Source organism: Aquimarina sp. (genome assembly GCF_977115655.1).
In genome coordinates, this window is sequence record NZ_CDSBKO010000097.1 from 1 (window position 1) to 11247 (window position 11247).

Annotated in this window: 2 protein-coding genes; both read right to left on the reverse strand. The window is 51.3% G+C overall.

What is annotated here, in order from left to right:
• Positions 1-1078: 1078 nt before the first annotated feature.
• Positions 1079-7276: a hypothetical protein gene (locus tag ACZIYX_RS22720; protein ID WP_462684557.1), complete on the reverse strand. Its 6198-nt coding sequence runs from the start codon at positions 7274-7276 to the stop codon at positions 1079-1081.
• 179 nt (positions 7277-7455) lie between these two features.
• A complete protein-coding gene (locus ACZIYX_RS22725; RefSeq protein WP_462684558.1) occupies positions 7456-11211 on the reverse strand; it encodes a reverse transcriptase domain-containing protein in 3756 nt (1251 codons plus the stop codon).
• Between the last annotated feature and the right edge of the window lie 36 nt (positions 11212-11247).

An 11247-nucleotide genomic window follows, 5' to 3' on the forward strand; every position in this document is an offset into this window, starting at 1 on the left:
GACGATTTCCGCCATCAAATATTAGGTCTTAAAGCACCTAGCTATGCATTTTGACCTAAATACTGGTCAAAATACTGGTTAAAGTATGAGTTGGCCTAACTAAGGGTGTCCTTTGTCCCGGACGTGGTTCTAAGCTTACAAATTACGCTAAGTCTTATTTTTGGACTTATATGCTTAACTTAGCTAATAATTTGAATCTTGTAAAACACAACGTCTTATGGGGGACCGCCCCCTAGCTAGTGAGTGTTGGCGATCCAGTTCAAAACTGGACCCCCAAAACCCCCGAAGGCGTATTATTTATAAAATACAGAATACGTACAGAATCAAACAACATTATTCAAAAATACCCGAGGTAATGAAATGCATCAATTTGGAAAAGATACATGTGATTGTCCATTTTGGACTTATATGTTCGGCCCGCCGGGTGCGGGTGGGGATGTGTGTGTCGCCCCACGGATGGTGCAGCACACACAGCTCCAGAACGAGATCGGCAGAAGAGTGGGGCCAGGATATTACATCCTGACATCCCCCTCTCCACAAGCCGATGCCGTCCCCTGGCATCGAAAATAAAAATTATGCAGTATCATATTTAAAACGTATTCCCAAAGTAAAATACAGTGCATGAAAAATTTGACTGGCAGTACCGTGGATGGCAAGAGTTAAAAAAATAAAATTACACTTTTTACATGAGGTTCAAATCGGTCTCTAAGGGCTTTTCCCTTTGCGAAAAATGCTAAATATACTATTGATATTACTAGTTATTTGACTTGAGGCTTTTCCTCTTTTAAAGCAGTTTAAGGCTGACTAAAAAAATAAAGTAATGTTATTTTAAAGCTGAATTGATTAATTGATAATTACGAATTAGGCCTTTTTGGCTCGACATTGCAGTACATTGTTATAAAAAAATAGAAATTTACAGGAATGTCACTTTTTGGAATTGACACAAATTTCACAACAATTAGGGGGTTCCCACTCCCTGTTTATTTGGTACGAGTTATGGTGGGTGTCGGTCCCACCTTAAGTGAAAGTTCGACGTGACAACCCCCCGACAGTGGGTTGCCCTTATGGCTAATGTTTATTAGTTCTGTGCCATGGCGCTCGCGCCTGCACCTGCATTGTCATCATCCTCATAGTCCGTGTCGCCCCCATCGTCCACGCTCCGATCGCTTTCATAGAAGTCCCCCGCCGTCATTTCGACGATGAGGTCTTCCAAACCCTCCAGCTGCTCCGTCGTCAATTCGCCGAGACGCGCTGCCATCGTGAGGATGTTGGGAGGCAGGTCGGCGACTCCGGTGGCTTCGTTGTAATTTCTGATGGGGAGGTTTCTGAGCGCCCTTGCAAACGCTTGCCGTGGGTGCCAGTACCTCTCCACTCCCATGAAGATCCCGTACATCACTTCCGGATTTCGACCCCCGAATTGGATCTGATCCGGCATGAGTGGGATCGCTGCGATCGTGGGCAGCTTTCTATACAACTTTTCGCCTTTTGCGATCGTTTTGCTGATGTACATCCGCAGCCGGCGTGCGAGGGCTGTGATGAGGCGGTCATAGTCGCCTTCGTTGAGAGTCCTCCGCTCCGCTGCGATGTAATCTTGGCGCGCCATCCGTTCCACCGATGTGAGCCAAGACAGGAATTGTTGCTCCGTCAGGGTGACGGAAGGGTGTGTTTGCAGCAGGTGGTGCCGGAGGTCTTTCATGGCGGTGGTGACTTGGACTTTGATGATCCCGGCGATATTGTCGGGCAGTATGATTTCATGGCCTAGATGGTCCACCGTGGTGAAGTAGCGCCGTGCCAATCGGAGGCACAGGCCTCGGGGCCGCCAGTGGACCATCCATTCCAGATTATAGAAGATCCAACCGAAGGCTGGTTCTTGGGTGCGCCGGTTCTGAGCGGCGGCCTCGTTGTTTTTGGCCGTCAAATGCTCCAGTGAAATCCGGAGTCTTTGGACTTGCAGCCGGTTGTGTTCATCCATACGCCTTTTGCGTTGTTCGGCTGCCGTGAGGCTATAGTTGACCGGCCGGTGCAGAAATTTCATACCTAGTTTCTGCCCCGGTGTCGGTTCCCTGGGGGGAATCGGCGAAGCTGGTCGCGACGACGGCGCCAGTGATAACAACGACTGCGCCGGCGTCATGTAGACCGATGCCGATTCGTTGGTGCTGTCGTTGGCGGATGATCGGTCCTGTTGACCTTGGTCTCCTGGTGGGGAGTGTGATGAGTCGTTGTCGTCGGTCCTTATGACCTTCCCTCTGCCCCTGCCAATCCCTCTCCCTCGGATGTAGTCGTGATCTTTGGGAGGTGGTGGGGTCGTCACCCCATGGGCTGGTCGCGGCTCGGGGTTGGTCGGTGTTGTTGGGTTTGTGGTGTATCCTGTGTCGGTTGTTGGTGTGTCCTCAGCACTGCTGACCGTGATGTATCCGTCGCTGGGGGATGCTAGGTTGACCAGCGGTATCGGTTTCTCAGGTTCCGTCTGGAGCCTTACGGGTGGTTTCTCCGAGGTTTCCAGGTTGCCCCGTACTTCCTGCGAGTAGTCCCGACCCTCCGGCTTTCCGTCTGGTTCCTGAGTAGGTTGCGCCGCTGGCCTTTTGCCTTCGCCGTATCCCCTGTTTTTACTGAGGCTTCTGTGTTGTCGTTGTCGCTTGTCGTCGGTGTCGTCGTTGTTGCTGTCAGAGTTGCGTTTCTTTGTTGTGGTTGTGATTGCCTTTGGCATTGGTAGTTGAATTGAGGCTAATGTGAGGGGGCTTGCTGGTTGTTTGGGTCTGCGCTCTTTAGGGGTGGTCGATTTGGCGTCGGATTTGGGCGTTGTGTCGCTGAAGATGTCGTCCTTCGGGACGCGACAGTCGATGACATCCATTGCTGGTGTACTCGAGCCGCTGTTGTCCCTTGAACTTGTCCCCGGTGATTGTCGCTCCTGTTTCCGCGATTGCCTTTTTGGCTTTGCTCCCAGCTTGATGTACTCTTCTGGCGAGACTGAGTAGTCTTTAAGTTTCGATGCCCTAGTTGCGCTTTTCGCTTGCCCCGGTGAAACGTGTTTGGTGCGATGCTCGCTCATGGTTCGCAATTGCCGATTAACGTGTTCCCTTTTGCGTTCATCCGCCGCGCGTCGTTGTAGAGCTTGTTGGCCCTTCCGTTGAAGGGTCTGTTCGTCGCTAGGACTGTCTGATGACGGCGCGTCGTCTGATCGTTCCATCAGGACCGGGTTAATCGGCGGTTGCTGTGTCGGTGTTAGCCGTAGCCCCAATTCGATGTTGTGTTGGTGTCCATATGTTGGTTGTTGCTGCTGTTGTGTGTTGATTGTCAGTGGTTGTTGCACGTTATAGTGTTGTTGTGGTATAAATTGTTGCTGTTGTTGGATGAATGGTTGCTGTTGCGGCTGTTGCTGTTGTTGGTAATGCTGTTGTTGGTAATGCTGTTGTTGTGTCCAATATTGTTGTATTTGTTGCGGTTGCTGCGGCTGTTGTGGTTGCGGTTGTGGCTGTTGTAGTTGTAACTGTAGTTGGTACTGTTGTTGTTGTTGTAGTTGTAGTAGTTGCTGTTGTTGTGCAGCTTGTTGCTGTTCTCTGAGTTGTTGTTCTTGTTGTCGTCTAAGTTGTTCTTGTTGTTTAATTTGTTCCTGTTGTGCTTCGTATTGTTGTCGTCGTTCTTTTTCCTGTTGCTGGAGTTGAGCCTGTTGCTCTTGCTCCCGTAGTAGTTGTTGTTGTTTGCGAGCTTGTTGCTCTTGTTGTTGCTTCAATTGGTGTTGTTGTTGGCGTTGTTGTAGTTTTTGTTGTTGTTGCTCGTACTGTTGTTGTTGTTGTTGCTGGATTTGTCTGAATTGTTGTTGTTGTAGTTGACTCATTCCCCATGGTGGTTGATAAGGTGCAGGATCTTGTTGTGGACCCATCCGCGGTAGTCGGTTCAGAGCCGACGTGTATTGACGTTTTTCGTCTTCCAACCGTTCGATCTGGTCACGCTGTTGAGCGATGATGGCTGCGTATTCCCGGTTTAGTGCCAGGGTTGCGTTCCATCCATCATTGGATTCTTGCAGCGCCGCTTGAGCGTTGACCTCTTTGGCCTCGCATCTGGTGCGGAGTCCCGCGATATGGTGGTTGGCTGCTTGCATCAGCGCTCTTGCTTTGGTCCGTTCATTCGCCACCTTCCGTGCTAGGTCCAGTAGTTGACTATTCTTCTGGACTACAGAAGATCGTAGGGCCTTCGCTTCTTTGTATGCCCTGCCTGCGTCGATCATTGCATCGATTGACAGCGTGGGCAAGTTTTCCCCCGACCAACTTTTGATGTTCGCCATGAGCTCATCAAGAGTGTCGGATAGCTCGTTGAGGTTGGGCGCGGGAAACTCGTCTTTGCTGCCAATGTTGTATTCGGCAACCAGTTTGCCGATCATAGCGAGGGCTTCGATATTGGTGGGGGTGCACAATCCTGTGCCGAGAGCGTTCCAGGCCAACCCCTCAGTTGACATTGGTATTAGTTTTTCTTGTGGCTGGCGTATGGGGAGGAGTCGGTTTTGTGCGTCTGGCCCTGTTGGCCTTGGCTGTTCCAACATGTCGTCGAAGGACGGCGGCAGAGCTGGATGGGCCGACCGAGGGCGGTTCACTTGGGCGTTCGCAAACGCTTGCTGTGCTCGCTGTTGTTGCTTCTCGCTTAACAGCTGGTTGAATTTTCCGTTCGCCATTTCTGCTGGCCCGTCGCTCCGTTGCGATGTTGCCGTGTTGGCTCGGTCCCGCTGCTCCAGTTGCATCTGTTCTTCGGTTTCACGGTGGAGCCGCTCGCTCTCCGCTCTTTTCCCCACTTGCGCCATCGTGCGCGCGTACTCTCTTGATTTGTGTCCCCTCCCCTCTTGTGTTGTTGCATTATCCCCCGCCTTTTTGGCTTCCCGTTCCTTCTGCGGAGACGCTGCTAGCACCTCTTGCTCATTGAGCTCGGGCACTCCTGGCGTGGTTGACTCCGTTCGGTGGATCGGGATGTCCATGGTTGCGGGTCCGCTTTTTGCGGTTTTGTAGGAGATGTCGTCAAAGGTGGCATCGCTGTCGTCATCCGAGCCGGGTCCACCTGACCCCATGGTGGATGCGGCTACCGTGGTGCCATCTTCGCCCGTGGTGGAGCTGATGTCCATCGTGTCTGATGGCGGTTCGCTGCCGCCGATTGGTGATGGCATTGGAGGTGGGTCAAATGCGTTCAGCAGTTGCCTGTTGACTGGAGGCTTTCCGGGCGGGATGAAGGCTGGGACCGCTGTGATGACGTAGGGTGCGATCCTTGTTGGGATTACGCGGTCGGACCGGTGCGACTCGTCGGTGAACGGACACTGGCGAGCGTACGCTTCCAGTTCTTCCGCCGCTCGGAACTTCATTGCTTTGTAGACGTTAACCGCCTGCGACCGCATGACCGGCGGTAAGGTTTCCAACGTTGGCGGTGGGATCCGGATGCCGCAGTGGATGTGGGTAATGGGGTTGCCTTTTGCATCCTTCCATTCCCACTCGTCTTTGAGCTTTGCGTCAAGCTCCTTCTGTGTCAGTGGGATCCCGCCCCCAATGAGGGTGTTCCTTAGCTGGGTCATGTCGATCATGCGCTCCCGTCGTTTGGTCATCCGTTCTTCCCTTTGGCGGATGACTTCCCTCTTTTGAGCCCTGAGCTCTTTGTGTGTCAGCCGAGAAATCAGCTCGTCGACCGCTAAATCGCCCCCTTTCTTCTGGTACACCACCGGCCTTTTGCCGTTCACCCGTCTGTTACCCAGAGTGTCTTCCGAGCACTCCGAGTCCGTTTTGTCCTCCTCCGTCCAATATTCTTCTTCCGGGTCAGCTACGTCGCCCAGGATTGTCATATTACCCTGTACGAATCCGTACACGCCATCTTCATCCCCGTCGTTTGCTGTGACCCACTCTTGCCATGCTGCTTTTGCTTTGATGTCTTCTATTTTGATGGGCGTGGGTGGATTCCGCTTTCTCGTTGTTGTTGAGTAGTAGTTGTAGCGGCGGAAGCTGATTGGTTCCGGGGGTTCTATCCCTCGCCCTTTTGGCTTGCAGCGTTCGAGGATGGAGTTGGGGTACTCCGATCGCGGCGCCATGATGTCAATGCTCGACAGGAGCCTTTCTGTTTCATGCGCCTTTTGCGTTACGTCCATCCCATTGCAGAAGACGAAAGCTGCGCTTTTGTTGTTCAGGTCCCGGCCGGACATTGGTGCCGATCGCCCGCCCGAGGTGTCGAATACGCAGCCTCCCCGGTGGAGTCCGACATTCAAGATCCGTCGCCATTGACGGTCTGCGTCCGCTAGGATCTGCCGTATTCGCTCCAGGTATTGTTGCTTTGTCTCGCTCGACGCATCGAGGGCCGTCTGGAGGAATGCCGTGACCGGGACTTCTTGGCGTAGGAGTTCCCACGTCTCCTTGTCGTCTTCGCGTGAGATGGGCTTTTCCCTCTCGCTGTTGACTTTTGCCATCCAAAGGTCTAGGATAGCCCCCTGTTGGGTTCCTTCTTCGAGCAACGTGCTCAAATGCTCCGTCATTCCCCAGTCGAGGTTCATTTTCGCCTTGGGTCGGAGCCGATTGAGGTAGTACTGCGTTGTACCCAGGTCCGCCACCCGTTGCTTCTTGTCAAAGTGTTGCCGCATCTCGTCGCTGCGGTTGGGGATGTCGTCGTTGTTCTTTTTGAACTTATCGATCACGTTGACGACGTTTGCTGGGTACGCGTCCTTGGGGAATGAGGCTCTCCAGACCTCCTTTTGCCGTTCTTCGTCCCAGACGAAGGTTACCCCTGAGCCCTGGAGGAGCTCCTGCAATTGGGCTGGTACCCTGCCGTTGAACTTGGAAACGTCCCATAGGACGTGGATACCCCCGGCTGTTGACGTGTCGAGGGCTACTGCGAATCTATGCAGTGAGTCTTCCCCGTTGTATGTGGCGGCAGGGATGAGCTCTTTTGCTCTCGGGTACTTTTCTTCCAGGGGGTGGGGTGGCCTTTTGCCTTTCACCGCCCAGCTGCGGATCTTTTTGGTGATGTCCGGGTTGATTTCCACCGTTGGAATGTGGAGGCCGATCACCGTCGTCTGGTTACCTTCCCTGCGCTGCAGGAGCTTGATGGCGAACGGGTGGAGGCTTTCGTACTCGACGAAAAGGGTTCGAAGGGACGACCCTAGTTCGTGGCCCAGGACTCTCACGGTGTTGATCCAGACATCGAGGTATTTGCACGGATGTCGTGGGTCCGTCCATGGAGTTGCAGGGTTTATCCACTGACTTTCATCCGACGTGGATGGTTGCGTTGGGTCGGGCTTTTCCCTTGTTTCCTCTTGCATGGCTGGAATAAAAATGAACGCGATTAGATTGGTGCCTATAATGGTATTGATTGTTTACTTTTGGCCTTTTTGGCCTTTTTCTAGTGGTTATTAAAGATAGTTGTTAATAATTTTAATAAGTTATTAAGTGTGTTAGTTTGTATAAAATAATGTAATGTCGTTCGTTCGTTTTCGTTCGTCTAGTATTCCCTTTCTTCACAGTCTGGGCATTCCCAGGCCGTGTCTTCAGGGTCACGTCCGACGCACTGTAGGTGGTACCAATCTGTGCATCCATCGCATTCCAACCATACGATATTTTCCGGCTTTGCTAAGTCTTCTATGTACGTCCCTCCACATATCTTGCAGAGTGCGTCTTCTCCGCTGAGTGTCTGGATTCCGTTTCTTGCGAGGCGGAGGCGTCCTTCGTATCGTAGATAGGCTTCTTCCGATCCCATGAAGTGTTTAAAGAGGGCGCTGTTGTGCCATTCGGGGCGTTTCATCGGTGCGCCGACCCGTTTGAGTTTCAGCCGACTGTTGTTATCTATTGCCATGATTCGGAATAGTCGGTCGAATTCTGGGTGGAACTTATTTCCTATTCTTTTGCTGTTCAATTTCTCCCTGTTTTTCATGAGGACCAGGTCGCCTATATTGAATTCGCGGTTTGCCGCTTTTCGGTCATAATATTCTTTATATTGTTTTTGCATCTTGCTGTTCTTTTCTGCCGCTATCTGCCATGCTTCACTCATTCTTTGTGTGATTTCCTCGGCCCATTCCGTTCGGTGTCGTTCTTTATTGATTTCGAACAGTGGGTTTTCCATGGGGATGTTTGGATCCCTTCCGTGCATTAGGTAGAACGGCGTGTTTCCCGTCGACGCGTGTGGTGTCGATCGGTATGCGAACAGCGTCGGCCCAATGAATTTGTCCCAATTTCTGGGGTTGTCTTCTGTTAGTGGCTTTATCATGTCCAGCAGTGTTTTGTTCCATCTTTCGACTAATCCGTTTGCCTGGTGATGGTAGGGTGCTGTGTAGCACACGTGAGCTCCTGTTGCTGCCATCTCTGACATGAACAGTTCGGATGTGAAACTTGGTCCCCGGTCTGTGATGATTACTCGTGGGACTCCGTGGGTTGGTATTATCCGTTCGTGGAGCAGTTCTACGATCGTGGTGGCCTTTTGATCTTTGGTGGCATAGGCTTCGGGCCATTTGGTGTAATAGTCCATGAGGGTGACGATGTATTTGTTGCCTCGTTCGGTTTCCGGGAGTGGTCCCACTACGTCAATAGCTACCATGTGGAATGGGGACATGGCCCTTAGGGGTTGCAGTGGGTTTCTTCTGTTTTCCCCTTTTCGAAACCGAGCGCATGGGATGCAGTCGGAGATGAAATTCTTCAGGTCGAGTTGCATTCCTTGCCAGTAGTATTTTTGCTGCAGTTTCATCAGCACTTTATCGAACCCTAGGTGCCCCCCATACTTCGAAGTGTGGAGCATCTCCATCAAAGGGTAGGTAAAGACGTCTGGCACTACTAGCTGGAACTCAACTCTTTCCCGTGCTATCGGTGTTGTTCTTCTTTTTATCCTGTACAGGATACCTTCCCACATACAGTGGAATGGTTCCTGTGCCACTACCCACTTTGCAACTTTTTCTGTGTCCGGCATTTCCAATGTCTCGAGGTAGTAGATGAGCTCCCCCAGTAGGTCGTCTTCCCTCTGGGCGTCTATTATCTCCTCTCTGCTCCATGGTGCTTGTAGGCTGAAATACTCGAAGTATTTGCCGTTGTTGAGGTCGTCGCAGTCTTGGCGGAGGCTTTCTTTGAGGGCCCCTGTTGCCGCTTCTTCGCGGTTGCGGTACTCCGTATCTTCGTCTACGACGTCATTTGGGTCGGCCTCTATTGTTGCTTCTGCGTCGTCTTCCTCTTCATCTTCGCTTTCTTCCAGGTTTGGGTCCACTTCCACTAGCATGCAATATTGTTTCTCCTTTTGAGTTGGCTTCGTCCTTGTTTCTTTTTCCGAAGTCGGCTTTTTGCCTGAGGAGGGAGACTTTTTGTCTTCGCCTTTATGGCTTAAGTTGTCGTTTGTTTCGGCATTTTTGCCTTCGTTTTCGACTAGTGGGTCTTCTTTGATCTTACGTTCTTCCTCCTCTATTTGGTTATCGCATGAGCGGATTACCCTTCTGATGATGTTGATTTGCCTCCTTTGGGCTTTCCTCGTGCCGTCTTTTTCTTCCTTTTTCACCATCTCCGCCAAGTCTCGCTTCGTTTGCTTCAGTTTGGCGATTGCTTTCAGTGGTTCCACGTCTTCGTCGTCGTCCGACGGGATAAATGGAGGACGCGACAGGGCATCGGCGTTGGTATGTTTGGCTCCCGGCACGTACTTCAACTCGTAGTCATACTCGGCTAACATCATTGCCATCCTGAGTAGACGTGGTGTAATATCCGCGGCTTTCCGCGACCGGTCCAGGATGCGCAGCAGTGGCAAATGGTCGGTGAAGATTGTGACGAACCCACCAAGCAAATATTGCCTGAAGGTTGAGAATGCTTTTACCACTGCCAAGCATTCCTTCTCAGTCACGGCGTAGCGTGTTTCCGCGTCAGCTAATTTCTTGCTGCCGTAGTGGAGTACCCTTTCGGTTCCTTCCTTGTCTACCTGGGCCAGCACGAACCCTAGGCCGATGTTGCTGGCATCTGTATACAGCCGGAACGGTAGGCTCATGTCTGGATAACCCAGGATTGGTGCCTCGGTAAGCTTTTCTTTTAGGGTGTCGAAGGCTAATGCTGCGTCGTCATTCCATCGTTTGGAGAACGCTAAGTTCTTTTGTTCGGCTTGCGTCAGGTCGTAGAGGGGGGATGCGATTACTCCGTACCCCTTCACGTATGCCCTGTAGTAGCCCGTTAGTCCCAAAAACTGCCGTACTTGTTTTACTGATGTGGGGTAGGGGCATTCTGCGATCTTTTCGATCTTCCCTGGGTCTGGCCTTATGCCTCCTGCTGAGATGATATGTCCCAAAAATCGCACGTCTGTTTTAGCCACTTCGCACTTGGATGGTTTAAGCTTTAGGTTGGCGTCTCGCAGGCGTTGCAATACTTCCTTGAAATGGTACAGGTGTTCCCAGACGGTTTTTGAGAAGATGACCACGTCGTCCAGGTAGCACATGCAAAATTCCATAAGAAGGCCCTTGAGGACGAACTGCATCAGCCGTTGGAACGTGGCCGGTGCGTTCGATAAGCCGAACGGCATCATGATGTGTTCGTATAGGCCTTCGTGACAAGAGAAGGCCGTTTTCTGTATGTCTTTCTTAGCCATTAGGATTTGCCAGTAGCCCGATTGTAGATCCAATGTTGTGAAGAGTACAGAGCCTGACAATGTGGCCAGTGTTTCGTCAATGCGTGGTAGAGGGAAACTATCCTTCTTTGTGACCGCATTCAAGGCTCTGTAATCGACACAGAACCGGATGGATCCATCCTTCTTCTTTACTATTACCACTGGTGATGCCCATGGGCTGTTAGATGGCTGGATTATCTTCTTTTCGAGCATGTCTTGTACCTCATCCGTTATGATCTGCCTGTATGACAACGGGTTACGGTACGGTTGCTTAATTGGTGTTTCATCCTTCAATTCGATCTGGTGTTCGACCATCGACGTTCCCTTTAGGACTTCCCCTGGTTTCATGAAAACGTCATCATATTCCTGGATTAGGATTGCGAGGTACCGCTTTTCTTCATCCGTCATTTGGGCTGATTCCAAGTTTAGTCCCTCGGGGACTGGAATTTCCTTTCCCATTCTCTTTGCTCTCTCTATCAGTGCTTTCTTGAAGTCTGCCACGAGTGCGTCTCTTTTTATTAGCGATTCGGGCTTTGCCCTCTTTAGGAAGTCTTCTTCAGACGTGATTGGGTCGTCTGGACTCTCGTAGAGAGATTCTAATGCGTCTCTGGCGGTTTGTGCCGACAGAATTGTTTCCACGTAAGTTGCCCTTTCGGCTTGTCCGATTTTCTTTCC

Excerpts from the sequence above, each read along its gene's own strand:
- ACZIYX_RS22720 (WP_462684557.1), bottom strand. The coding sequence starts at position 7,276 with ATGCAAGAGGAAACAAGGGAAAAGCCCGACCCAACGCAACCATCCACG.